Annotated in this window: 21 protein-coding genes; 11 read left to right on the forward strand and 10 right to left on the reverse strand. The window is 64.9% G+C overall.

All coding sequences use genetic code 11. The features are described 5' to 3' along the window. Positions 1-18: 18 nt before the first annotated feature. The gene (locus JQ586_RS31345) at positions 19-1143 is read right to left on the reverse strand and encodes an efflux RND transporter periplasmic adaptor subunit (protein ID WP_212398497.1); all 1125 of its coding nucleotides are present in this window, start codon (positions 1141-1143) and stop codon (positions 19-21) included. Between the two features lie 472 nt (positions 1144-1615). Between JQ586_RS31345 and JQ586_RS31350 the strand changes: the two genes are divergently transcribed. After that, positions 1616-2290 carry a response regulator transcription factor gene (locus JQ586_RS31350; RefSeq protein ID WP_212398498.1) on the forward strand — a complete coding sequence of 225 codons (675 nt, stop codon included), beginning with the start codon at positions 1616-1618 and terminating at the stop codon, positions 2288-2290. A gap of 13 nt (positions 2291-2303) precedes the next feature. Next, complete coding sequence (locus JQ586_RS31355; protein WP_212398499.1) at positions 2304-3632, forward strand: HAMP domain-containing sensor histidine kinase; 1329 nt, start codon at positions 2304-2306, stop codon at positions 3630-3632. A gap of 27 nt (positions 3633-3659) precedes the next feature. Here the strand turns inward: JQ586_RS31355 and JQ586_RS31360 are convergent, their stop codons facing one another. From JQ586_RS31360 to JQ586_RS31380, 5 genes are all read right to left on the reverse strand, one after another. Continuing rightward, positions 3660-5267: a TRAP transporter large permease subunit gene (locus JQ586_RS31360; RefSeq protein WP_212398500.1), complete on the reverse strand. Its 1608-nt coding sequence runs from the start codon at positions 5265-5267 to the stop codon at positions 3660-3662. Then, complete coding sequence (locus tag JQ586_RS31365) at positions 5264-5803, reverse strand: TRAP transporter small permease subunit (RefSeq protein ID WP_212398501.1); 540 nt, start codon at positions 5801-5803, stop codon at positions 5264-5266. Before JQ586_RS31365 ends, JQ586_RS31360 begins: the two co-directional genes overlap by 4 nt. Before the next feature lie 377 nt (positions 5804-6180). Then, positions 6181-7215 carry a GTP 3',8-cyclase MoaA gene (gene moaA, locus JQ586_RS31370; RefSeq protein WP_212398502.1) on the reverse strand — a complete coding sequence of 345 codons (1035 nt, stop codon included), beginning with the start codon at positions 7213-7215 and terminating at the stop codon, positions 6181-6183. 253 nt (positions 7216-7468) lie between these two features. After that, positions 7469-7981 carry a hypothetical protein gene (locus JQ586_RS31375; protein WP_212398503.1) on the reverse strand — a complete coding sequence of 171 codons (513 nt, stop codon included), beginning with the start codon at positions 7979-7981 and terminating at the stop codon, positions 7469-7471. A gap of 159 nt (positions 7982-8140) precedes the next feature. Further along, positions 8141-8821 (reverse strand): HAD-IA family hydrolase, encoded by a 681-nt coding sequence (locus tag JQ586_RS31380; protein WP_212398504.1) that lies wholly within the window; start codon positions 8819-8821, stop codon positions 8141-8143. A 237-nt stretch (positions 8822-9058) separates the two neighbouring features. Between JQ586_RS31380 and rpiA the strand changes: the two genes are divergently transcribed. The 8 genes from rpiA (at position 9059) to JQ586_RS40735 (ending at position 18173) form a co-directional block, all read left to right on the forward strand. Then, positions 9059-9757 carry a ribose-5-phosphate isomerase RpiA gene (rpiA, locus tag JQ586_RS31385; RefSeq protein WP_212398505.1) on the forward strand — a complete coding sequence of 233 codons (699 nt, stop codon included), beginning with the start codon at positions 9059-9061 and terminating at the stop codon, positions 9755-9757. Between the two features lie 23 nt (positions 9758-9780). Further along, the gene (locus tag JQ586_RS31390) at positions 9781-10323 is read left to right on the forward strand and encodes a DUF2059 domain-containing protein (RefSeq protein WP_212398506.1); all 543 of its coding nucleotides are present in this window, start codon (positions 9781-9783) and stop codon (positions 10321-10323) included. 52 nt (positions 10324-10375) lie between these two features. Next, positions 10376-11761 carry a glutathione-disulfide reductase gene (gene gor, locus JQ586_RS31395; RefSeq protein WP_212398507.1) on the forward strand — a complete coding sequence of 462 codons (1386 nt, stop codon included), beginning with the start codon at positions 10376-10378 and terminating at the stop codon, positions 11759-11761. A 524-nt stretch (positions 11762-12285) separates the two neighbouring features. Further along, complete coding sequence (locus JQ586_RS31400) at positions 12286-13743, forward strand: amino acid permease (RefSeq protein ID WP_212398508.1); 1458 nt, start codon at positions 12286-12288, stop codon at positions 13741-13743. Between the two features lie 6 nt (positions 13744-13749). After that, complete coding sequence (locus tag JQ586_RS31405; RefSeq protein ID WP_212398509.1) at positions 13750-14853, forward strand: alpha/beta fold hydrolase; 1104 nt, start codon at positions 13750-13752, stop codon at positions 14851-14853. A gap of 175 nt (positions 14854-15028) precedes the next feature. Then, positions 15029-15217 carry a DUF2934 domain-containing protein gene (locus JQ586_RS31410; protein WP_212398510.1) on the forward strand — a complete coding sequence of 63 codons (189 nt, stop codon included), beginning with the start codon at positions 15029-15031 and terminating at the stop codon, positions 15215-15217. Positions 15218-15732: 515 nt separating this feature from the next. Continuing rightward, positions 15733-17139 (forward strand): diguanylate cyclase domain-containing protein, encoded by a 1407-nt coding sequence (locus JQ586_RS41200; protein ID WP_283815499.1) that lies wholly within the window; start codon positions 15733-15735, stop codon positions 17137-17139. Next, entirely contained in the window at positions 17121-18173 is a 1053-nt protein-coding gene (locus JQ586_RS40735; RefSeq protein ID WP_283815500.1) for a bifunctional diguanylate cyclase/phosphodiesterase, read from the forward strand. The genes JQ586_RS41200 and JQ586_RS40735 overlap by 19 nt, the downstream gene beginning before the upstream one ends. 37 nt (positions 18174-18210) lie before the next feature. On the opposite strand, the gene JQ586_RS31420 is transcribed toward JQ586_RS40735, so the two are convergent. The 4 genes from JQ586_RS31420 to JQ586_RS31435 form a co-directional block, all read right to left on the reverse strand. Further along, entirely contained in the window at positions 18211-19197 is a 987-nt protein-coding gene (locus JQ586_RS31420; protein WP_212398511.1) for a dienelactone hydrolase family protein, read from the reverse strand. Between the two features lie 74 nt (positions 19198-19271). Continuing rightward, entirely contained in the window at positions 19272-21452 is a 2181-nt protein-coding gene (locus JQ586_RS31425; RefSeq protein WP_212398512.1) for a xanthine dehydrogenase family protein molybdopterin-binding subunit, read from the reverse strand. 9 nt (positions 21453-21461) lie between these two features. Continuing rightward, positions 21462-21917, reverse strand: a complete 456-nt coding sequence (locus JQ586_RS31430; RefSeq protein WP_212398513.1) for a (2Fe-2S)-binding protein — start codon at positions 21915-21917, stop codon at positions 21462-21464. Positions 21918-21942: 25 nt separating this feature from the next. After that, a complete protein-coding gene (locus tag JQ586_RS31435; protein ID WP_212398514.1) occupies positions 21943-22548 on the reverse strand; it encodes a hypothetical protein in 606 nt (201 codons plus the stop codon). Positions 22549-22749: 201 nt separating this feature from the next. Here JQ586_RS31435 and JQ586_RS31440 point away from each other — a divergent pair, with 201 nt between their 5' ends. After that, positions 22750-23103 (forward strand): cupin domain-containing protein, encoded by a 354-nt coding sequence (locus JQ586_RS31440; protein WP_212398515.1) that lies wholly within the window; start codon positions 22750-22752, stop codon positions 23101-23103. The last annotated feature ends 160 nt before the right edge of the window (positions 23104-23263 follow it).

A 23263-nucleotide genomic window follows, 5' to 3' on the forward strand; every position in this document is an offset into this window, starting at 1 on the left:
GCCGCGCGAAAGCCATGTTTATCCCGAGGCGGCGTTGGCGAACTTGTTGCTGAGGAAGATCGCGCCGGCGGAGGCGACCTTCTCGCCCGCCTTGAGACCATCGACGATCTGGCGCCAGCCGTCCTGCTGCATTCCGATCTTCACCGTGCGCCGGTCGAACCGGTGGCCATCGGAGGTGACCCACACCGTCATCGTTCCGTCACCCTCACGCACCACGGCGTCGATCGGCACGCTGACCGACGTCTTCGGCGGCTCGGTCTCGATGGTAAAGCTCGCCAGCATGCCGGCGCGCAATTTGTGCTGGGGGTCATCGATCACCGAACGCACCAGCTGCCGATGCGAATTCGGATCGATGTTGAGTCCGAGCGTGGTCACGCGTCCGCGAAACACCTCGTTCGGATAGGCCGGCACCTGCACCTCGACCGGCTGGCCGATCTTGTAGGACGGCGCGTCGGTCTCGATCACGTTGGCGATCATCCACATCGTCGAGATGTCGGCGAGCGAGTAGGGCGCCGGCGCGTTACCGGGCTGCACATAGAGACCCGGCGCGGCATTGCGCGCGATGATCCGGCCGGAGATCGTGCTCGGCACGATCAGGATGGAATCGACCTTGCGGTCGGCGACGATGAGATCGATGTCGGCGTCGGTCTTGCCGAAGAGGCGGACGGCGTCGCGCGCGGCCTTGAAGTTGCCTTCGGCGGTCTGCTGGTCCGAGGTGGACTGGTCGACGTCCTTCTGCGCGCCGCCGCCGGTCTTGAGCAACTGCTTGACGCGAGCGAGCGTCCGCGTCTGCAATTCGAGCACGCCGGCCGCGGCCAGCAGCGCCGACTCCGCGTTCAACAAGTCGGGACTGTCGATGGTGAACAGCGGGTCGCCCTTCTTGACCTCGTCGCCGATGTTGAAGAACGTGTCGACGATCCGGCCCGGGTACGGGGTGAAGGCCTGCACCAGCATGTTCTGGTTGAAGTCGATATTGCCGACCGCATTCTTCAGCGTCCTGAAGGAGCGCTGGTCCGCGTCGACAACCTTCATGGTGGCAGCCTGCTTGTCGTTCAGTTCGACATATTGCTGCTCGAGGTTGACATCCTGCGCCGTTGCGGGCGCGGCCGCCTTGGCGCTCTCAAGCCCGCTGGGGCGTGTCATGAACCACCCGCCGGCCAGAATCGCAGCCAGCACCGGCAAGGCAACATAACCCGCATATTTCATCCGTGATGACATCGCCCGCCTGATTCGTCTTCGTCGCTATTTTGGAGGGGCCGCGCAGAAAGCGAAATCCTGCCGTTTCACCGGCAGGAATGTCAGCGCTCCGCAAAGCCAAAAACCTGTTATCAGTAACAGCTTACGCCAACCTTACATCGCTTTTTGCGACGACCTTAGCAAGCAACGAAATAGGCTTGCAGGAAGCGCGCATCCATCTATTTTTTATAGGGATGGCGAGACCACAGATAGCGAAATAGTAGCGTGACGTGCGCGTGCGCCGTGATTTGTACAATTCGGTGTCGTTTGCACGGGGCGCTGCCCGAAAGGCGATCAATCCCGGAGTTTTTGCGTGGCTGGCGTATCACGTCCCGGTGTGCGAACAGGGGGCAGCCCGGAAGATGACAGGTTTGTTGCAATGCGCCTTCTGATCGTCGAGGACAACGTGGAATTGTCGCGCCTGCTCGCCAACGGATTGATGGCGGCGGGATATACGGCCGACATTGTCCACGGCGTTGCCGAGGCGCGCGATGCGCTGCGCAGCGTCAACTATGCTGCCATGATCCTCGATCTCGGCCTCCCCGACGGCGACGGCCTCTCGGTGCTGACCGAGCTCCGCCGCAAGACGGACCCGTTGCCCGTGCTGGTGCTGACCGCGCGGAACGGACTTCAGGACCGGGTCAACGGACTGCGCAGCGGCGCCGACGACTATCTGGCGAAGCCATTCGCGCTTGAAGAGCTGGTGGCGCGGCTGGAGGCGATCCTGCGTCGCCCCGGCCAGTTGCTCGGCTCCTCGCTCAACCTCGCCAATCTGATTTACGACACCGAAAGCCGCCAGGTCTTCATCGACAGCATCCCGCGGGTGTTCTCCGCCCGCGAGACCTCGGTGCTCGAAATCCTGCTGCGGCGGCAGGGCCGTGTCGTACCGAAGAAGAACGTCGAGGACCACATTTTCGGGCTGTCCGGCGAGGTCGCCTCGAACGCCGTCGAGGTCTACGTGTCGCGCCTGCGCAAGCTGCTCGCCGAATACAATGCCAGGATCATGATCCACACCATCCGCGGCGTCGGCTACCTGATGGCCGAGGAAAAATGACCGGAGAGATCGCGTGTTCCGCTTCGCGTCGCTGACCTCGCGAATCGTGTTCCTGCATATCGTCGCGGTGACGATCGCGGCGGTCTTCCTGCCGCTCTCGCTGCTCTGGCTGCTGAATTCGGAGATCGACCAGCTCCATCGCGAGGCGATGCGCGACCAGGCCGACGTGCTCGGCGAGAAGCTCGCCATCGGTCCGGACGGCAAGGTGGTGCTCAACCTGCCCGAGAGTCTGAAGGACCTCTATTCCGAGGCCTATGGCCGCTACCGCTACGACATCTACGACGCCGACGGACACGTGCTGTTTTCGTCGCATAGCCCCGGCACAAAGCAGGCGCCGTCGGATACGATCGCGGGCGCAAGCGTGACCAGGGACGTCGGCGGCGACGCGATGCGCATCCACGTCGCCGAGGACCTGTCGCATCGTGACGTCATCACCGACGACATCGTCGCCAACTTCTTCCGGCGGGTCGGCTGGATCACGATCCCGGTCCTGCTGCTCCTGCTGGCCACCGATATCGTGATCTTCCGACGCGCGGTGGCGCCGCTGCTGCGGGCTTCGGAAGAGGCCAGGAACATCGGGCCGGCACGAACTGGTATCAGATTACCGACAACAGGACTACCGAGCGAAATCGTGCCGCTGGTGACCGCGGTCAACCAGGCCTTCGACCGGCTCGAGGACGGCTATCGGGTGCAGCGCCAGTTCACAGCCGACGCGGCCCATCAGCTCCGCACGCCGCTGGCGATCCTGCGTACCAGGATCGAGACGCTCGATCGGGGCAAGGGGTCCGAGGCGCTGCATGCCGACATCGAGAGCATGAGCCGGATCGTGAACCAGCTGCTCGAGATCGCCGAGCTCGACACGCTGGTGCTCGATCCCGGCGAGACCGCCGATCTGCGCGCGGTGTGTGCCGAGGTGGTCGGCTCGATCGCTCCCTATGCGCTGGCCCGGCAGAAGGATATCGCGCTGCGCGGCACCGAGGAGCCGGTGCGGGTCAGGGGCAATGCAGAGATGCTGCAGCGCGCCATCTTCAATCTCGCCGAGAATGCCATCAAGTACACCGCGGATGACACCTCGGTGGACGTCGAGGTGCGCGAGGACGGCTCGGTGCGGGTGCGCGATTGCGGGCCGGGCATTCCGGTCGCCGAGCAGAGCCTGATCTTCCAGCGCTTCTGGCGCGGCGACCGGCGGCGCACCGACGGCGCGGGGCTCGGATTGTCCATCGTACAGGGCGTGGTCGACGACCACGCAGCGACCGTCGCGGTGGAAAACCTGCCCAAGGGCGGCGCGCAGTTCACGCTCAGCTTCCACCTCGCCGGGGCCGAGCCGGCCGCGGCGTCGTGAGGATGGCCGCAGCGCTCGTGGCGTCCGCTACTGCTTGGGCTGGCCGAAATCGAGCGGCGGCAGGTCGATCTGCGGCACCTCGATCTTGACCTTGTCGAGATCGACATTCGCCGGCTTCTCGAGCAGCCCGGTGACGGTGATCGGGAAGGCGATCACCAGGATCACCATGATCGCCTGCAGGCCGATCCAGGGCATCGCACCCCAATAGATGTCCGAGCTCTTGACGTCCTTCGGCGCGACGCCGCGCAGGTAGAAGAGCGCGAAACCGAACGGCGGATGCAGGAACGAGGTCTGCATGTTGACGCAGAGCATCACGCCGAACCAGATCAGCGCCGCGTCGGGGCCGACCACCGGCGCAAGCACCTTCTGCGCGATCGGCGCGATCATCGGCAGGATGATGAAGGCGATCTCGAAGAAATCGAGGAAGAACGCCAGGAAGAAGATGAAGAGGTTGATGAAGATCAGGAAGCCCCAGACGCCGCCGGGCAGCGACGTCAGGTGATGCTCCAGCCAGGTGCCGCCGGACACGCCGAGGAACACCACCGAGAAACAGGTCGATCCGATCAGGATGAAGGTGACCATGCAGGTGATGCGCATGGTGGTCTCGTAGCCCTGCCTGATCAGGTCCCGCAGGTCCGGGATCTTCACGGCCTCGATGCAGATCCATGCGACTGCAAGATAGGTGATCGCAAAGCAGATCTTGAAGACGATGTTCGCCTCGGTGAACAGCATCGCCATGATGGTGCCGACGCCGGCCGTGATGACGCCGACGATCAGGATCTTCTGGCCATTCGAGCTGAAGCCCTTGTGATGGATCGCCGCGAGCACGATCGCGCCGACGGCGCCCATGGCGCCGGCTTCGGTCGGGGTCGCAAGCCCCATCATCATGGTGCCGAGCACGACGAAGATCAGCACCGCAGAGGGGATGATGCCGAGCAGGCACTTCTTCCACAGGGCCCAGCCGGTCAGCGTGCGTGCTTCCTTCGGCACCGCCGGGACATGGCTCGGCTTGAAGATGCCGAGCACGAAGGTGTAGCCGGCGAACAGCAGGATCTGGAACACCGACGGACCCCAGGCGCCGAGATACATGTCGCCGACCGACTTGCCGAGCTGGTCGGCGAGCACGATCAGGACCAGCGACGGCGGCACCAGCTGGGTGATCGTGCCGGACGCCGCCAGCACGCCCGTGATGTAGCGGATGTTGTAGCCGTAGCGGATCATCACCGGCATCGAGATCAGCGCCATGGCGATGACCTGCGCCGCCACCGTGCCGGTGATGGCGCCGAGGATGAAGCCGACGATGATCACGGAATAGCCGAGGCCGCCCCTGATAGGGCCGAACAACTGGCCCATCGAATCCAGCATGTCCTCGGCGAGCCCGCACCGCTCCAGGATCGCGCCCATGAAGGTGAAGAACGGGATCGCGAGCAACAGCTCGTTGGAGAGCACGCTGCCGAAGATGCGGCCCGGGATCGCCTGCAGGAAGTTGAGGTCGAAGAAGCCGAGGTGAATGGCGAGGAAGCCGAACGACAGGCCCACCGCGGCGAGCGTGAACGCCACCGGATAGCCAATCAGCATCGCAACGATCAGGCCGCCGAACATCAGGGGCGGCATCATCTCCAGCGTAATGGTCATTGCGTCGGCCTCTCGTACTTCGCGTCGATCGTCACATAGCCCTGCAGCGCGGCGATCCGCTTGATCACCTCTGAGACGCCTTGCAACGCCAGCATCACGAAGCCGGACGGGATAACGAATTTGATTGGCCAGCGCAGCAGGCCGCCGGCATTGCCGCTCATCTCGCCGACCGCGTAGGCCTGGTAGAAGAATGGCCAGGACAGGTAGGCGAGCAGCAGGCAGGCCGGAATCAGGAAGAACAGCGTGCCGATCAGGTCGAGCCAGAGCTGGCCGCGTTCGGACAGCATCAGATAGAGGATCTCGACGCGCACATGCTCGTTGCGCTTGAAGGTGTAGGAGGCGCCGAACATCACGAGGATCGCGAACATGTACCATTGCGCCTCGAGCCAGCCGTTCGAGGAATAGCTGAAGGCGTAACGGATCATGGCGTTGCCCGCGCTGACCAGGCAGGCGATCAGTACGAGCAGGTTGCAGATGTTGCCGATCTTCTCGTTGAGCTGGTCGATGGCTTTACTGAGAGCCAACAAAGGACGCATCACGGTCTCCGCGGCCGCGCGCCGCGCGTGCCGAATAATCTGCCAAGCATCATCAGGCCGCCGCGCCAGTGCGCGCAGAGCCACGGCTCACTTTCCAGGAGCAGTTGCAAACACTCGTCCTCCCCGAAATCCGCTTCCGCCGTTATTGGCTGCGCCTGTCGGGGGGCAGCGGCCTATCCGACCGGGCTGGCGTGAAAGCCGGGGCACCAAATCAGCGCGAAGGTAAGCCGTCAATCGGAAAATGGGCAAATTGACTTATAGCCAAGCCGTTGTCCCCGCTTGGTAAATCGGGGCATGGGACGGCGTCGGGGAGAGCTGGGTGGTGTACTATTTGTCCCTCATGGAGAAGACGAGGGATGATTCACGCGGCAGCCGGATCAGCCGCCGGTCACGCTCATGTGGCGGCTGACGCTCGGCCGGTTGTGGCGGCGGTCGATGATGAAATCGTGCCCCTTCGGCTTCAGCCCGATCGCGCGGTCGATCGCGGCCGAGAGCAGATCGTTGTCGTCGGAGGCGCGTAGCGGCCGGCGCAGATCGGAGGCATCCTCATGGCCGAGACAGGTGTGCAGCGTGCCGGTGCAGGTGATGCGCACCCGGTTGCAGGATTCACAGAAATTGTGGGTCATCGGCGTGATGAAGCCGAGCTTGCCGCCGGTCTCGGCGACGCGGACATAGCGCGCCGGGCCGCCGGTGTTGTCGTCGAGATCGGTCAGCGTGTAGTGCTGCTCGAGTCGCGCGCGCAGCAGCGACAGCGGCACATATTGATCGATCCGGCCCTCGCCGATGTCGCCCATCGGCATCACCTCGATCAGGGTCAGACCCATCCCCTTGCCATGAGCCCATTGCATCAGCGCGGGGATCTCGTCCTCGTTCATGTTCTTCAGCACGACGGCGTTGATCTTGACCGCGAGGCCGGCAGCCCTTGCCGCCTCGATCCCCGCGAGGACCTTGTCGATGTCGCCCCAGCGGGTGATGGCGCGGAACTTCTGCGCATCGAGCGTGTCGAGCGAGACGTTGACGCGGCGCACGCCGCAGTCCGCGAGTTCCCGGGCGAAGCGCGCGAGCTGCGAGCCGTTGGTGGTCAGCGTCAGCTCGTCGAGCGCGCCGCTCGACAGATGGCGCGACAGCGAGCGCACCAGGCCCATCACGTTGCGGCGAACCAACGGCTCGCCGCCGGTGAGGCGGATCTTGCGCACGCCCTTTGTGATGAAGGCAGAGCAGAGCCGATCGAGCTCTTCAAGGGTCAGCAGATCGGCTTTCGGCAGGAAGGTCATGTCTTCGGACATGCAGTAGAAGCAGCGCAGGTCGCAGCGGTCGGTGACCGAGACGCGCAGATAGCGGATCGTCCGGCCGAACGGATCGATCATCGGACGGAGCAGCGTGTCAGTCAGCGCTTCTGTGGATGCGTTCATTCAACCCGGACCCTTGAAGCTGTTCCCCGACGGAGCCGCGACCGGCTCCGACCAGTCACAATCTATGCATGTTGCCGCGTGCTCACAATGCATCCTTGAGGATGATCCGCAACATGCAATGCACATCTCGCGCGATAGGTGAGGGACATCGCGCGATCTGAGATCATGATCGGCCAGGTGACTCGACAAAAAGCGAAGAGCCCGGCTGGTGGCCGGGCTCTTGTGCAGTGCAATCATGTGAAACGAGCGGAGGCTAGCGCGTCGGCGCCGCAGCCGGAGGTGGAGGCGGTGGCGGCGGCGCAGCTGGCGCAGCCGCGGCGGGCGGCGGCGCAGCGTTCGGATCCGCTGCCGGCGCTGCGGCGGCCGGCTTCGGCTTCCGCTTCTTCTTCGGTCGCATCGGCTTGTGCGGTGCACGCGGCGGCGGGCCGGCGGGCTGAAGTTCCGCGAACACCGGGCTCGGGTCGAGCACCGTCGTCGTGGGCGACGTGAAGTCGCCCGGCGTGCGCGTCACCGTCACCGGCACCGTGATCGGCTGGAACTTCGGCATGTTGAATGTGACGGAGAAACCGGCTTCCGGCGTCGGGATCGATACCGAGCAGGGCGTCTTGCAGCCCGGTCCGATCGACGTCACGGCATCCGCGCCCTGCGGTGCGGAGTCCAGCTGGACCTGCATCGGCGGCGGAGCGGATTTGAAGGAATCCCAAGAAACGGAGGAGCAGCCGCCCAGACTCAGTCCGGCGACCGCAATCGCGATAACTCGACGCATGATCCACACTCTACTGCGGCAATCAGCCACAATCCCCGACCGGACCATAGGGGCGTCGCAACATCGGCGCAACAGCACCAGCCCTGTTCGTTAAAGATTGGTTAACGGAATATTTGCGCAGAGAAATGACCCAAACAATATCAATTGCTTGGATGGATCTCAGGCGGAAATGAGGCTGGTCACGGCCTCCGGCAGGTCGCGCATGTGGCTGATCAGCCGGTCCGGTTTGAGCTCGCGCATCGGTACGTCGGTATAGCCGAAATCGACCCCGACGACCGGGACGCCGGCCCGGCGGGCTACCCCGACGTCGGTTCCGGCATCGCCGACCATGATCGCCGCCGGCAGCCGGCCGCCGGCGCGGGCCACCGTCTCGCGCAGGAAAGCGGGGTCCGGCTTGGCGACACCGAACGTGTCCGGGCCACAGATCGCCGCAAAACGCGCTGTCAGGTCGAGCCGCTCGAGCAGCAGCTTCGACAGCCATTCCAGCTTGTTGGTGCAGACAGCAAGACGATGGCCCTTCGTCGCGAGAACGTCGAGCGCAGCCTCCAGCCCGTCGAACGGCCGCGAGCCGTCGGCGATGTGATCGGCGTAGTAACCGATGAAATCCTTGGTCAGGCGATCGAGCTCGCCGGTGCTGACCGTGCGTCCCTCGACCTCCAGCCCGCGCTCGAGCAGCTTGCGCGCGCCGGCGCCGATCATGTTGCGCGCGGCCGCGAGTGGCACCGGCGGCAGACCTTCGCGGTCGAGCACGTAATTCAGGGCGCTGATCAGATCGGGCGCGGTGTCAACCAGCGTGCCGTCGAGATCGAATACGATGGTGGGGGGAGAAGAGGCGGGCATTGCTCCTCGCTATCGGGTGAGACGCCGCGATGCAAGGGAAGATGCCACTCCGGGAGCGCTCGATGCGGAATCGGTGCCATTTCGCGCAAAATCCGACCGGGAATCGGTCATTAAATCGGTCCCGGACGCCGTTGAGGGTGCTATTCCTGCCCGCCAAACGACGCTAGATATGCGCCCGCCGGGCGGGGCCGATTTGCAGGCCCCGGCGCGGCGCAGGACGGGGGGCGTGGTCGGCACGTGGACATGGATGCACTGAAACGCCAGGCGGCGGCACGCGCGCTCGAAGAGGTGCGCGACGGCATGAAGCTGGGGCTCGGCACTGGTTCGACCGCCAAGCATTTCGTCGAATTGCTCGGCGAGAAGGTCCGTACCGGACTGAAGGTCGTGGGCGTCCCGACCTCGGAGGTGACCCGCGCGGATGCGATCCGCTGCGGCGTGCCGCTGACCACGCTCGACGACATCGATCATCTCGATCTCACCGTCGACGGCGCCGACGAGATCGATCCCGCACTCAACCTGATCAAGGGCGGCGGCGGCGCGCTGCTGCGCGAGAAGATCGTAGCCGCCGCGAGCGATCGCATGATCGTGATCGCGGACGAGAGCAAATGGGTCGAGGTGCTCGGCCGCTTCCCGCTGCCCGTCGAGGTGATTCCGTTCGGGCTCGCCGCGACCAGGGCCGCGATGGCACGCGCCTTCGCGCAGTCAGGCGCGTCAGGCGAAATGGTCATCCGCCAAGGCAAGGATGGTCACGCTTTCGTCACCGATGGCGGCCACTGGATCATCGATGCCCATCTCGGCCGGATCGGCGATGCCCCGCGGCTCGCAGCTTTGCTCAGCGTGATTCCGGGCGTGGTCGAGCACGGTCTGTTCATCGGGCTTGGCACGAGCGCCGTTCTGGCCGGCGCACAGGGAATTCGGGTTGTTGAACGGCGATGACGCCGCAAGCAAGGAGACTTGGAATGAAGCGTTTCTCGGGACTTTTGGCGGCTGCGAGCGTGGCGGCCGGACTGGCACTTGCGGCTGCGCCTGTCATGGCGCAGGAGCGGGTGCCTGATGCGCCGGCAGCGCCCGCCGTCAAGCAATCGACGCCCGCGGCGATCGCGGCCGCCAAGGAAATCCTGGCGATGAAGAACGTGTCCGCCATGTATGCCGGCGCCGTTCCCGGCATCATCGAGAAGACCAAGACCGGTCTGCTGCAGCAATATCTGAACTATCAGAAGGATCTCGAAGAGGTCTCGGTGATCGTCGCCAAGAAAATGGCCGGCCGCGAGAACGAGATCGGCGAGGGCATGGCGAAGATCTACGCCGCGGAGTTCACCGAGCAGGAGCTGAAGGATCTCGTGGTGTTCTACAAATCGCCGCTGGGTCAGAAGCTTTTGACCGCGGAGCCCCGGGCAATCACCGACTCCCTGACCTATATCCAGCGCTGGGCGCAGCAGTTCGGCGTGATCGTCAATGCCGAGTTCAAGGCCGAGATGAAGAAGCGCGGCAAGGATATCTGATCGCGTCGCGTAGCCTCGCCCCGCTTGCGGGGCGAGCGGAAGAGAGGTTGCCATGGCGCAGTATGACGTCGACCTGTTTGTCATCGGTGGCGGTTCGGGCGGCGTTCGCGCCGCCCGCATCGCCGCCGGCTATGGCGCCCGGGTCATGGTCGCCGAAGAATACCGGATGGGCGGCACCTGCGTGATCCGCGGCTGCGTGCCCAAGAAGCTCTTCGTCATCGGCAGCCACGTTCATGACGAGATCGCGGACGCAGCCGGCTTCGGCTGGAGCATCGGCCAGGTTTCGTTCGACTGGGCGACGCTGGTTGCCAACAAGGACAAGGAGATCGCCCGGCTCGAGCGGGCCTACACCACAAATGTCGAGAAGTCCGGTGCGACGGTGGTGAAGACCCGCGCGGTGCTCGAGGACGCCCACACCCTGCGTCTCGCGACCGGCGAGAAGGTTACGGCGAAATACATCCTGATCGCGACCGGCGGGGCGCCCAATCATGGGCCGATCGTTCCCGGCATCGAGCACGTGATCTCCTCCAACGAGGCGTTTCACCTGAAAGAGCTGCCGAAGCGGATCGTGATCCAGGGCGGCGGCTACATCGCGCTGGAATTCGCCGGCATCTTCGCCGGCTACGGCTCCGACGTCACGGTGATCTATCGCGGCGACAACATCCTGCGCGGCTTCGACGACGACGTGCGCAAGCACGTGCGCGCCGAGATGGAGAAGCGCGGCATCACCATCATCACCGGCTGCACGGTCGCCAAGATCGACAAGCATGGCCGTGATTTCACCACGCATCTGTCGAGCGGCTCGAGCATCGCCTCCGATCAGGTGATGTTCGCGATCGGCCGGCATCCCAACGTCGCCAATCTCGGGCTCGAAACCGCCGGCGTCGCGATCAACCCCGCCAATGGCGGCGTTCAGGTCGACGGCTGGTCGAAGACCTCGGTCGACAACATCTACGCGGTCGGCGACGTCACCCATCGCACCAACCTGACCCCGGTCGCGATCCGCGAGGGCCACGCCTTCGCCGACACCGTGTTCGGCAAGCGCCCGGTCGAGGTCGATCATGCTACGATCCCGACCGCGGTGTTCTCGCAGCCCGAGGTCGGCACGGTCGGGCTCACGGAGGAAGAGGCGCGGGCGCAGTTCTCCCACGTCGATATCTACAAGACCGATTTCCGCCCGATCAAGGCGACGATGTCCGGCCGCGACACCCGCGTGCTGATGAAGCTCGTGGTGGATGGCACGAGCGACCGCGTGCTCGGCTGTCACATCGTCGGCGACAGCGCCGCCGAGACCATCCAGGCGGTCGCGATCGCCGTGAAGATGAAGGCGACCAAGGCCGATTTCGACGCCACCATCGCGCTGCATCCGACCGCCGCCGAAGAGCTGGTCACGATGCGCACCCCGACCGCGCGCCACGTGCGGCAGGCGGCGGAGTAGCGTCCCGGTCGTCCGAAGCGGGACCGCAATACGGTCGTATGCACCACCGCTGCAGCCGTGCGCCATCACACATCGTGCGCGAACATACGCACAGCTGAGGGCAACGCGCCCGGGTGCGCCGTGAAGGAAGCGGCTGCCGGATAGCTCGATCTGTTCTGGCCCGCAGCCCTGGATGACCTGCGGCCCCTGGCGGCGAGTGCGGCACTCGATTTCAGGGAGGGGCGGACCGCATCTCGTCGCCCTCGCGCAACACGCGGATGGCTTTCACCGGATCGAAAGCGAAACGCCGAAGCGACAGAAGCGAGCGAAGAGCGGAACGGTCACTGCCGGCTAAGGAACCAGTCGCGACAGCTGCGCGTATATTGTCCCGACGCGTCGCTGTGATTGTTGCTACGCCGCAAAGCAGGTCCAACAAAAGCACTTGCCTAACCGGCATGTGAGGACAATCATCCTAATACTACGACGCAAGACTCTAATTCTGATTGCGAGGCTGATATCGGTTACATCTGAAAGGGGACGTCGCCATGAGTGATCTGGGTTTGATGACGCGAAAGTCGGTCGCCGCCATCATCGCCGAAGCAGGAGAGCACGCGCTGGGCAAGACGCTCGGGGCGTTGAGCATCACGGCACTCGGCATCGGTTGTATCATCGGCGCCGGCATCTTCGTCCTCACCGGCACCGCTGCTGCGCACTATGCCGGCCCCGCCATCATGATCTCCTTCGTCGTCGGCGGCATCGCCTGTTGCTTCGTCGGCCTGTGCTACGCCGAGCTCGCCGCGCTGCTGCCGGTCTCCGGCAGCACCTACACCTACACCTATGCGACGCTCGGCGAGATCTTCGCCTGGATCATCGGCTGGGATCTCATCCTCGAATACGCGATGGGCGCGTCCACCGTCGCCGTCGGCTGGTCGGGCTACATCGCCTCGCTGCTGCGCAATTTCGGCATCAACATTCCACCGCAATTTGCCGGGGCGCCCTGGACCGAGTCCAAGCTGCCGGACGGCACGATGGTCGCAGGCGTCATCAACCTGCCGGCTGCGTTCATCGTCCTGCTGCTCACGGCGATGCTGGTCGGCGGCACCAAGGAGTCGGCACGGCTGAACAACATCATGGTCGGCATCAAGCTCGCCGTCGTGTGCGCCTTCATCCTGCTCGGCGTCGGCTACGTCACGCCGGCCAACTGGCATCCCTTCATCCCCGACAACACCGGCACCTTCGGTCAGTTCGGCTGGAGCGGCATCATGCGCGGCGCCTCGGTCGTGTTCTTCGCCTTCATCGGCTTCGACGCCGTATCGACCGCCGCCCAGGAGGCCAAGAACCCGCAGACCGACATGCCGATCGGGATTCTCGGCTCGCTGTTGATCTGCACCATCCTCTATATCGCGGTCGCCGGCGTCGTCACCGGCCTCGTGCCCTATACCGAACTCGGCGTGCCCGATCCGATTGCCAAGGGCGTCGATGTCATCGGGCTGACCTGGTTCTCGGTGCTGATCAAGATCGGCGCGCTCGCCGGCCTCACCACGGTGATCCTGGTGCTGCTCTATGGCCAGAGTCGCATCTTCTTCCAGATCGCCAAGGACGGCCTGCTGCCCAGGATATTCTCCGACGTGCATCCCTCGCTCGGGACGCCTTACAAGAGCCAGCTCCTGATCGGGATCATCGTGGCCATCGTCGCGGCGCTGACCCCGATCGACATCCTCGGCGAGATGGTGTCGATCGGCACTCTGTTCGCCTTCGTGCTGGTCTGCGGCGCGGTGATCTATCTGCGCAGGAGCGATGCGGATGTCGCTCGTCCGTTCAAGACGCCCGGCGTGCCTGTCGTGCCGATCCTCGGCATGCTGTTCTCGCTCATGCTGATGGTGTTCCTGCCTTTGGCGACGTGGCTGCGTCTCTTCATCTGGCTGGCGATCGGCCTCGTCCTCTACTTCGCCTATGGCCGCAGTCACTCGGTCCTGCTCAACCCGGGAGCGGCATCTCGTTAGCCGGAGGTGATTAGGACCATCTGGATCGGATTGCTGGTGCTGTGGCTGATCCTGCTCGCGGCATCCGATGTCGCGTGCGCCGAGGACGCCGTCTTCAAGGTCGGCGTCGCCACGCGCGATTTCGTCCCGGTCGAGCCGTTTGATTGGCGCGGTGCCGGGACGCATCTGCTCCGTGCCGTGATCTGGTATCCCGCCGCGGCCGACGCGCGCGAAGAGCCGCAATGGATCGGACCGCGCATCCTCCCGTTCGTCAGCACGGGACGCGCCGCACCCGATGCGGCGCCGGCGGAGGGACCACGGCGCCCGCTGATCCTGCTGTCCCATGGCTTTGGCGGCACCGCGCTGGATCTCGCCTGGCTCGGCGCGGCACTGGCCGCGCATGGGTTCATCACCGTTGCGGTCGATCATCCCGGCAACAATCGATCCGAAGACAGGACAGTCGAGGGTTACGAACTGAAGTGGCTGCGCGCCGTCGATCTCAGCGCGGTCATCGACGCCATGCGTTCTGACAGGGCCTTCGGCGACCGGATCGACCTGGGCCGCATCGGTGCAGCCGGCCATTCATACGGCGGCTACACGGTCATCGCGATCGCCGGCGGCATCACCGATCCGGAGCGGACCGAGGCTTTCTGCCGCTCACCCGCCGCCGACGCGCTTTGCACATCGCAGGCGGACGCGACGGAACTGCGCCTGAAGAGCCGGGCGCGTCTCGGCGCCGATCCCGACTACCGGCAGCGCTACGGCCTTGCCGGCCAGTCCTGGCGCGACGCGCGCGTTCGCGCCGTGTTCGCGATGGCACCGGGCCCGGTGCCGGCCTTCACGCCGGAGAGCCTCGGTGCGATTTCGATCCCGGTCGCTATCGTCGCGGGAAGTGCCGACGAGGTCGCGCCGCCGGCCTCGGGGGCCGAGGTGCTCGGCAAGGCCATCCCGCATGCGACGCTGAAGCTGTTTCCGGGCGCAGGCCACTTCGTCTTCTTCGACGCCTGTACCGTGGTAGGGCGCCTCGTCGTCCGGACCCCATGCCGCGACCCTGATGGGATCGACCGCGATGCCGTGCATGCCGAGACGATCTCCCTTGCGCTCGATTTCTTCACCGCGAGCCTGCGCTGACGCGGGGAGCGCTGCCCTGGAACCTTGCCCCGGCCCGGAAGTTGGACCGACAAACCGGGAGCGACGTGACGGAACCGGGTCTTGCCGCGCGGCGAAGGCGGCGGGATAATGCCGTGGCCCACACGGCAGCGATTCCATTTCTCAGAACAGATTTTTTGAATTGAGGGAGCCGCCAATGCCAAGTCCGACCGAGGAGCAAATCCGCAGCCGAGCCTACGAGCTCTGGAAGAACGCAGGCGAGCCCAGCGGCCAAATGGATACGCTCTGGTATCAGGCCGAACAGGAACTGCTGTCGGAGCATGCCGCCAACGGCGAGGCGCCTTGCGACATGAATGGGCATCACAAGTCGACCCGGCTGCAATAGAGCGAGATCGAAACCCGGTCCGCAGCGGCCGGCCGGCCGCTGCGTCACGTAACATCGCTCGATTGTCACGCCGCTTGATGATGCATCATCGCCGTTGATTGATCCGTTGTTGGCCTGAGTGGTGATGCAGATCGGCTCTGTCCGGTTGCAGCGTTGTCGGTCGCCGCTTGGATTTGAAGTCTTGAGGCAGCGTTTCGAGACGACTGCCAGGAAACCTGAACTCAGCCACGACGAAAAAAGTCTTATCCATACCGGCTTCTTCCGCACATTTGGTGCCGGTCTCGGAATTCACGGAAACTACACCAAATATGCGGACGAACCTCTGATCGTCACCGCCGTCGCTCCAAGGTTGTCGCGCTCTATGCTAGCGTGCTGGCCGCGTGATTGTACGTTGGCGTTTGGGTTGGGGACCGATGGCCGCTCGCAGATTGTCGCAAGGGCAGGCCCCCACGGGCGTGGCGCGTCGCCGCTGGCATGAGGAACGGTCGCTGCGAAGCGCGATCAGGATGGCCCGCATGGGCTACTGGGAGTCGCACAGCGCCGCCGCGACCGATTTCTGGATATCGCCCGAGTTCGCCACCTTCTACGATTTCGATACGGTCGACGGCTTCATCTCCATCGCTACGGTGCAAGAACGCTACCTGCCTGAAAGCCGGAAGGTTCTGGAGGCGCATTACGCGGCGTGCTGGGCGGAGGGGCAGCCTTATGCGGTGCAGGCGAGGCTGCGCAGCACCGATGGTCGCGTGCTCGACTGCGTGGTGCATGGCGAGCCGGAATTCGACGCGCGCGGTCAGGTTCGGCGCGTGTCAGGCATTGTCCGCGACGTCACGGAGGAAACTTCCACGCTGCGGCGCCTTGCGGAGAGCGAGCAACGGCTGGCCGATTTTGTCAGCACCGCCTCGGACTGGTGCTGGGAAAGCGACGCCGCCCATCGGCTGCTGCCCTATCCCAAGCCGCTCGCCGGCAATGCCGCTTTCCAGACGGTGGCCGCTGGCCGGAGGGCACGCTGGGAACTGGCTTACGCGCCCGAGGACGCGGAGGCCATGGCGCAGCACCGGGCCGACATGGAGGCCCACCGCCCTTTTCGCGACTTCACCTATACGCTGATCGGCCAGGACGGGTCGCGCGTCAGCATCTGCACCAGCGGCAAACCCATCTTCGCCGATGATGGCACCTTTCTCGGCTATCGCGGCACGTCCAGCGACATCACCCAGCTCAGGGCGGCCAGGGCGCTGCTCGACCAGCGCACGCGTGCGCTGGAGGAAGCTCACCAGCTCGGCAAGATCGGAACCTGGAGCCATCGGCTGGACGCGGGCCGCACGATCTGGGCGCCCGAGCTCTACCAGCTTCTCGGCTTCGACCCCGACACGTTCGAGCCGACCTACGAGAACATAAGGCCGTATTTCCTGGGCGGCGACGCCGACCGGTTCCGCGACGTGCAGAAGAGGGTCCTCCGCACCCGCAGGACCGAGGCGACGGACCTGCGCATCCTGCACTCGGACGGCACAGCCCGCGATCTCGCGGTGATCTGCAAGGCGGAGGTCGCCCACGACAAGGTCATCGGCATCATCGGCACCGTGCAGGATGTCACCGAGCGCAAGGAGGCCGAGCGCCAGCTCGAGCAGCTCGCCTACAGCGACCCCCTGACCGGGCTCGCCAATCGCGCGCTGTTCACGCGGCAGCTCGCCACCCTGATCGAGGGCAGCGCCCTGCAGGGCCGGAGCGGCGCGCTCCTGCTCATCGACCTCGATCGCTTCAAGGAGGTCAATGATTCCCTCGGCCATGCCGCCGGCGACAAGCTGCTGATCCAGGTAGCGGCTGCGCTGCGGCAGGAGTTTGGCCGCGAGCGTTCATCGCCCGGCTCGGCGGCGACGAGTTCGCGGTGCTGGCGGAGGGATGCGGCATGTCCGACGCCGCGCTGACCGAGCTTGCCAATCGGCTCATCGGCAGGCTGTCCGTCCCCGTTGATCTCCCCGAGGGCGAGGCTTTCGTCGGAGCCACCATCGGCATCGCCCGCCTGCCGGAGCATGGGGCCACGGCGGAGGCAGCCGTGCGCAACGCCGACCTGGCGCTCTACATGGCCAAGGAGGCCGGTCGCGGCCGGGCGCAGTTGTTCGAGCCGGTCTATGCGCAGGCGGTCGATCAGAGGCTCGATCTCGGCCGGCATCTGCGCAACGCCGTGGAGGCCGGCACCCTCCAGGCCCATTACCAGCCGCAGCTGGACCTGAGGAGTGGCCGCGTCACCGGCTTCGAGGCGCTGCTGCGCTGGACCCATCCCGAGCGCGGGCCGATCTCGCCCGCGGAGTTCATCCCCATCGCCGAAAGCTCCGGGCTCATCGTCGACCTCGGCCACTGGGTGCTGCGAGAGGCCTGCCGGCAGGGCCGTGCGTGGCTGGATGCCGGATTGCCGCCGCGCTCCGTCTCGGTCAATGTCTCGCCGGCGCAGATCTGGAATGTGGATTTCGAGACGACAGTCTCGGCGGTGCTGGCGGAGACCGGCTTTCCGGCGGCGCTGCTCTGCCTGGAACTGACCGAAAGCCTGTTTGTGGATCACACCGAGCAGCGGATCAGCCGCACGCTGACGGCCTTGTCCTGTCTGGGCGCCCGGTTGGCGCTCGACGATTTCGGCTCGGGCTATTCATCGCTCGGCTATCTGACGCGCCTGCCGTTCGACTGTCTGAAGGTGGACCGGGCCTTCGTGGGTGGCATTTCCATTGCGCCGGAGAAACGCAAACTGCTGGGCGGCATCATCGCCCTGTCGCACGGTCTGGGCATGACCGTCGTGGCGGAGGGCGCCGAACTGCCGGCCGAAGTGGACGTGCTCGGCGGGCTCGATTGCGACCTCGTGCAGGGCTTCGTCTTTTCGCCGCCGGTCGCCGCCGACGAGGCGCCGCTGGTGGCCGCCAGTATCGAGCGCGAGGCGTGCCGGGCGCGGCCAAAACGGAATCGCCTCTAAGCTGACACCGCGTTGGCAGTGCCGTTTGCAAGTCCGATCAATCGAGCTTGAATGCCGTTCTCAGGAACGACTTGACGGCCGTGGTGGCTGCTTCGGTGGCGACGGGATCGTGTCCGAGATGCGGGCCGTGTGCGACACAAGCATCCTTGTAGCTGAACGGCTGCCTGGTTTCGAGATTGACCAGGACGCCGCCGGGCCCTTCCTCAATTCGGCAATTGCGCGCGCTCTCGTATGTCGGAAACACCGCTGCGGGCTGAGCCCCGAGTGGATTGTCGAAAGCGTGCGAGGCATTCGGATACTCCGTCACCTCGACGTCGTGACCCGCCGCCTTCAACCGCTCGACGTAGGGCTTGCAGCGTGAAAGCGGATTGTAGTCGTCGGGTGTCCCGCCGAAGATGCGCACCGGCCGTTTCTCGATGTCGGTATCATCGACGAAGGTCGTCATGCAATCGGGATAGAACGGCACGTAGGCGACAAATTCGACGCCGGACTTGTTCCACATCCGCTGGAATCGCTTGAGGCTGGCATAGAGGGTCGCCTGCCCACCGCGCGAGAAGCCCATCAGGGCGATGCGTTGCGGGTCGACCCGCGGATGCGCGGCAAGCACGTCGAGCGAGCGATAGATATCGAGGATGAAATTGAGACGGCCGAGCAGGGCCTGGTTGCTGTTCACCTCGGTGAGGCCGCGAGCCGAGAAGCCGTCAAGTGCAAATGTCGATATGCCGGCAGCGTTGAGCTCGCGCGACCAGTATTCGATGTTGGGCGCGAATCCGCCCGAGCCGTGCTGCAGCACGACCACCGGCAACCGGCCGTTGCCTTGGGCGATTCGAAGCTGGCCGGTGATCGTCGTCGGCTTGGCGTTGGCATCACCCGTGAGGAATTGCTGGTCGGTGAGCGTCAACGTCTGGATCGGCAGCAATTCGGTTCGCGCGGCAAAATCCCCAAGCCCGACTTCCGCTGAATGAGCAGCTGGTGAGACGCCGATCACCATCGCGGTCGCAACGACGCGGCACATGCCTTTCATGGCCTTCCCCTTTGCGGTTTAGCTAGCTGTCTTGGTCACCCTTCGAATTGCGGTTCGGCGATGCATGGCGCGCTTCAACCAGACAAGGTCGCAAATCCCAGAGGCAGGCCGTGAAGCCGCGTGCCGGTTGCAGCGGCGACCGCGTTGCCGATCGCCGGCGCCACCGGTGGCACGCCCGGCTCGCCGATCCCGCTCGGCGGCTCGGTGGAGGGGACGATATGCACTTCGACCTTCGGCATTTCGCGCATGCGGGTCGGCTCGTAATCGTCGAAATTGCCCTGCTGCACGACGCCGCCGCGCAGCGTGATCTGGTTGCGCAGCACCATCGAGAGCGCAAAGCCGATTGCTCCCTCGATCTGGGCGGCGATCACGTCCGGATTGACCGGCACGCCGACATCGGCCGCGGCAACCATCCGCTCGACCTGGATCGTCGTTCCATGCACCGTGACATCCGCAACCATGGCGATGCGCGTGCCGAACGAGTGATGGAAGGCGATGCCGCGCCCGCGGCCGGCGCCCGCAATCGGGCTGCCCCAGCCGGATTTCTCGGCGGCCAGACGAATGACGGCCACGTCACGCGGATCGTGGGCCAGCAGGGCGGTGCGGAAAGCAACCGGGTCCTTGCCGGCAAGCGCCGCGAGTTCGTCGATCGCCGTTTCCATTGCAAAGGCGGTATGCGAATTGCCGACCGAGCGCCACCACAGGACGGGGAGGGGCGTCGTGACATTGTGCTGACGGACGTCGAAATCAGGGATGGCGTAGTCGGTGTCGGAAACTCCTTCGACGCTCGAGGCATCGAGACCTTCCTTGACCGACGAGCTCTCGAAAGGCGTTCCAGTGAAGATCGATTTCGAGACCAGCTGATGTTGCCAGCCGGAGATGGCGCCGTCCGCGGTCACGCCGGCACGCACGCGATGCAGCACCATCGGCCGGTAGAAGCCGCCCTTGATGTCGTCCTCGCGCGTCCACACCAGATGCACGGGCGCGCGCCCGCCGATCGCCTTGGCGGCGAAGGCGAGTTCGGCGACCCAGTCGGCAACCGGATTGCCGCGCCGGCCGAAGCTGCCGCCGCCGAAGAATGTGTTGATCTTGACCTGCTCGGGCTTGAGCCCGAGGATTTGCGCGGCGACGAATTGATCGATGGTCTGCAACTGGCAGCCGGACCAGATTTCCGCGCCGTTGGCGGAAAGCTCCATCGTGCAGTTCAGCGGCTCCATCGGCGCATGGGCGAGATAGGGAAACGTGAACTCGGCCTCGACGATCTTCGCCGCCCTGGCAAGCGCGGCCGAGGCATCGCCACGCTTGACCGCCTGCAGGCCGGGTTGCGCGAGCAGGTCCCGATACTCGTCAAAAATCTGGGCGGTGGAGCGGGTTTCCGCCTTGCTCGTATCCCAGCTGACGCGCAGCACCTTGCGGCCTTCGATCGCTGCCCAGGTATTGGTGGCGTAGACCGCAACCCCGGTCGGCAATTGCTGGACGTCGACCACGCCGTCGACCTTCCTGGCGTCAGTTGCATCGAAGGAAGCAACGGTCGCCCCAAACACGTCCGGATGCCGCACCACTGCCGTGAGCATTCCCGGACGGCGGACATCCAGCGCGAAGACGGCTGCGCCAGTCGTCTTCGCAACCGAATCGAGGCGCGGCACATGCGTGCCGATCAGCTTCCAGGCCTTCGGCTCCTTCAGCGAGACCTTCTGCGGCACCGGCATGCGCATCGCCGCCTCGGCAAGCTCCGCCAGCGTCGCCCGGTTGGCACCTTGGCTGACCACGCCCTGGCTGATGGCGATCTCTGATGCCGGGACCCCCCACTTGGCGGCGGCAGCGGAGACCAACATGGCCCGTGCTGCCGCACCGACCTGGCGCATCTGCGTGAAGGCTTCCGCGGTCGAGGTCGAGCCGCCGGTCGCCTGCACCGGCCCGAACAGGAGATTGTTGTACAGCGCGGCGTTCGCCGGCGCGAAGACGAAGCGCATCTGGCTCCAATCCGCGTCGAGCTCCTCGGCGACCAGCGTTGCGAGCCCCGTGGTGACACCCTGGCCCATCTCGAAATGCTTGCTGATCAGCGTGACGGTGTTGTCAGGCGAGATCTGCAGGAAAATGTTGGGATCGAACGGACCGGGCGCCGGTCCGCCCCCTTCGGCGCGCGCGGGGCCGAACGGAATGAACGTGCCGAGCGTGAATACGCCGATGGTCGCGGCGGCCTCGCGCAGAAAATCGCGGCGTGACGGCTTGAATGCGGGGGTGATCATGGGCATGGCATCACCTCAACCGAGCGTGCTTGCGGCTTCGTGGATCGCGGCGCGAATGCGCTGATAGGTGCCGCAGCGGCAGATATTGCCCTCCATGCCGAGATCGATGTCTTCGTCGTTCGGCTTCCTGTTGCCGGTCAGGAGCGTGATCGCCGACATGATCTGCCCGGATTGGCAGTAGCCGCACTGCACGACGTCGAGCTTCTGCCACGCGGCCCGGACCGCATCCGCGACCGGACCCGATACCGCTTCAATGGTCGTGATCGTTTTGCCAACGGCATCGCCGACCATGATGGAGCAGGCGCGCGCCGCCTGGCCATCGATATGGACCGTGCAGGCGCCGCAAAGCGCGCGGCCGCAGCCAAACTTGGTGCCGGTCAGGCCGACAAAGTCGCGGAGCGCCCAGAGCAGGGGCATTCGCGGATTGACGTCGAGATCGACGATGCGGCCGTTGACGTTGAGCGAGACCATGCGGCTCTCCTTCATTTCGGATGGATCAGCTCGGGCAGGTCATGCCACCGGCCACCCAGGTCTTCACCTCATTGACAAACTCATCATGCGGCATCGGCACCGGCGTGCGGTCGCCGCCGGGATTCCAGCCCCACAGCACGAGGGGCTCGCTTTCCATATGTTCGATCAGCTTGGCGCCGTCGCGGCCGCCGTTGCGTGCGGTGTCCTTGAGCATGCGGCAGAGATCGCCGCTGGAAAGGCCCTGCCACAGCATCGAGCTTGGGGCGAGTTGCCAGAGCCCCGGACCGCCCGCACCGGGCGTACCTGATGTTTCGTTATTGCCGCTGCCGTTGTGACAATTGCCGCAGCGCATGGCACCGACGCCGTGATTGTCCGGCCCCCGCACAACGAGAGGAATGTGTACGCGCCGCATATCGCCCTGCAGCGGTACATTCTCCTGATGGCAATTCAGGCAGCGCGGATGTTGCAGCACACCCGCGATATGGTCCCAGGCGGCCAAGGCAGCAGGCGCGCCCGACCTGTCTATTGTTCCTTGTTGCGCGTGCAACGTGAGCCACGTTGCGAGCAGGACCGCACCAGCGGAAAGCCCGGCTTTGGCGATGCTTCGACAGAGGCTGATCCAGCCAGTCATGATGGACACCGCATGCGCTCATCAGCACCCTTGATTCTTATCTCATCGGATGGAGTAGGCAAGGCTGGACGTCAGGGGGCGCCCTCGGAACCCGGCGCTTGTGAGCATACGTCCTGGCACCTCGGCCTAGTAACGGGTTACGCTGCTTCAACCCGCCTTACGGCTCGTCGCACAACGCTGCGAGCAACACGAAGAGGTCCCATGAAAGACGCAATCGATCTCGCGCAAAAGCTGTCGACTTTCTCCGATCACTGGTCACCGCGCACCGTCGCGCAGTTCAACGCCTGCGATGTGATGGTCGTGAAGGTGCAGGGGGAGTTCGTATGGCACAAGCACGACGACACCGATGACTTCTTCCTCGTGCTGAAGGGCGTGCTCGACATCGAGATGCGCGACGGCACCGTCACGCTTCGGCAGGGCCAGATGTACATCGTGCCGAAAGGCGTCGAGCATCGTCCTGTTGCGCGGGAGGAGGTGCATCTGCTCCTGATCGAGCCGACCGGGACACCCAACACCGGCAATGCGGAGACGGCGGCGCCGCGCAAGGTGGTGTGACCGTCGCCCCTGGCACTGATTTGCCCGACGACGCAAGGGAGCGCGGTAAAAATATTTCGGTTTATCGTAACGGCAAATCAGTATATAGAATTTGCCGTCTCACCCGATCGAGGGGCGCTCGCGATCGTCACGAACGTTGTGGTGGGATGCGGTGGACGCT

The organism is Bradyrhizobium jicamae (genome assembly GCF_018130215.1).
GTDB classification, from domain to species: domain Bacteria; phylum Pseudomonadota; class Alphaproteobacteria; order Rhizobiales; family Xanthobacteraceae; genus Bradyrhizobium; species Bradyrhizobium jicamae_A.

Bases quoted from the DNA above. Each gene is read 5' to 3' on its own strand.
- JQ586_RS31345 (WP_212398497.1), bottom strand. From the start codon at position 1,143: ATGACACGCCCCAGCGGGCTTGAGAGCGCCAAGGCGGCCGCGCCCGCA.
- JQ586_RS31350 (WP_212398498.1), top strand. From the start codon at position 1,616: ATGCGCCTTCTGATCGTCGAGGACAACGTGGAATTGTCGCGCCTGCTC.
- JQ586_RS31360 (WP_212398500.1), bottom strand. From the start codon at position 5,267: ATGACCATTACGCTGGAGATGATGCCGCCCCTGATGTTCGGCGGCCTG.
- JQ586_RS31365 (WP_212398501.1), bottom strand. From the start codon at position 5,803: ATGCGTCCTTTGTTGGCTCTCAGTAAAGCCATCGACCAGCTCAACGAG.
- moaA (WP_212398502.1), bottom strand. From the start codon at position 7,215: ATGAACGCATCCACAGAAGCGCTGACTGACACGCTGCTCCGTCCGATG.
- JQ586_RS31375 (WP_212398503.1), bottom strand. From the start codon at position 7,981: ATGCGTCGAGTTATCGCGATTGCGGTCGCCGGACTGAGTCTGGGCGGC.
- JQ586_RS31380 (WP_212398504.1), bottom strand. From the start codon at position 8,821: ATGCCCGCCTCTTCTCCCCCCACCATCGTATTCGATCTCGACGGCACG.
- JQ586_RS31390 (WP_212398506.1), top strand. From the start codon at position 9,781: ATGAAGCGTTTCTCGGGACTTTTGGCGGCTGCGAGCGTGGCGGCCGGA.
- gor (WP_212398507.1), top strand. From the start codon at position 10,376: ATGGCGCAGTATGACGTCGACCTGTTTGTCATCGGTGGCGGTTCGGGC.
- JQ586_RS31400 (WP_212398508.1), top strand. From the start codon at position 12,286: ATGAGTGATCTGGGTTTGATGACGCGAAAGTCGGTCGCCGCCATCATC.
- JQ586_RS31410 (WP_212398510.1), top strand. From the start codon at position 15,029: ATGCCAAGTCCGACCGAGGAGCAAATCCGCAGCCGAGCCTACGAGCTC.
- JQ586_RS41200 (WP_283815499.1), top strand. From the start codon at position 15,733: ATGGGCTACTGGGAGTCGCACAGCGCCGCCGCGACCGATTTCTGGATA.
- JQ586_RS40735 (WP_283815500.1), top strand. From the start codon at position 17,121: ATGTCCGACGCCGCGCTGACCGAGCTTGCCAATCGGCTCATCGGCAGG.
- JQ586_RS31420 (WP_212398511.1), bottom strand. From the start codon at position 19,197: ATGAAAGGCATGTGCCGCGTCGTTGCGACCGCGATGGTGATCGGCGTC.
- JQ586_RS31425 (WP_212398512.1), bottom strand. From the start codon at position 21,452: ATGCCCATGATCACCCCCGCATTCAAGCCGTCACGCCGCGATTTTCTG.
- JQ586_RS31430 (WP_212398513.1), bottom strand. From the start codon at position 21,917: ATGGTCTCGCTCAACGTCAACGGCCGCATCGTCGATCTCGACGTCAAT.
- JQ586_RS31435 (WP_212398514.1), bottom strand. From the start codon at position 22,548: ATGACTGGCTGGATCAGCCTCTGTCGAAGCATCGCCAAAGCCGGGCTT.
- JQ586_RS31440 (WP_212398515.1), top strand. From the start codon at position 22,750: ATGAAAGACGCAATCGATCTCGCGCAAAAGCTGTCGACTTTCTCCGAT.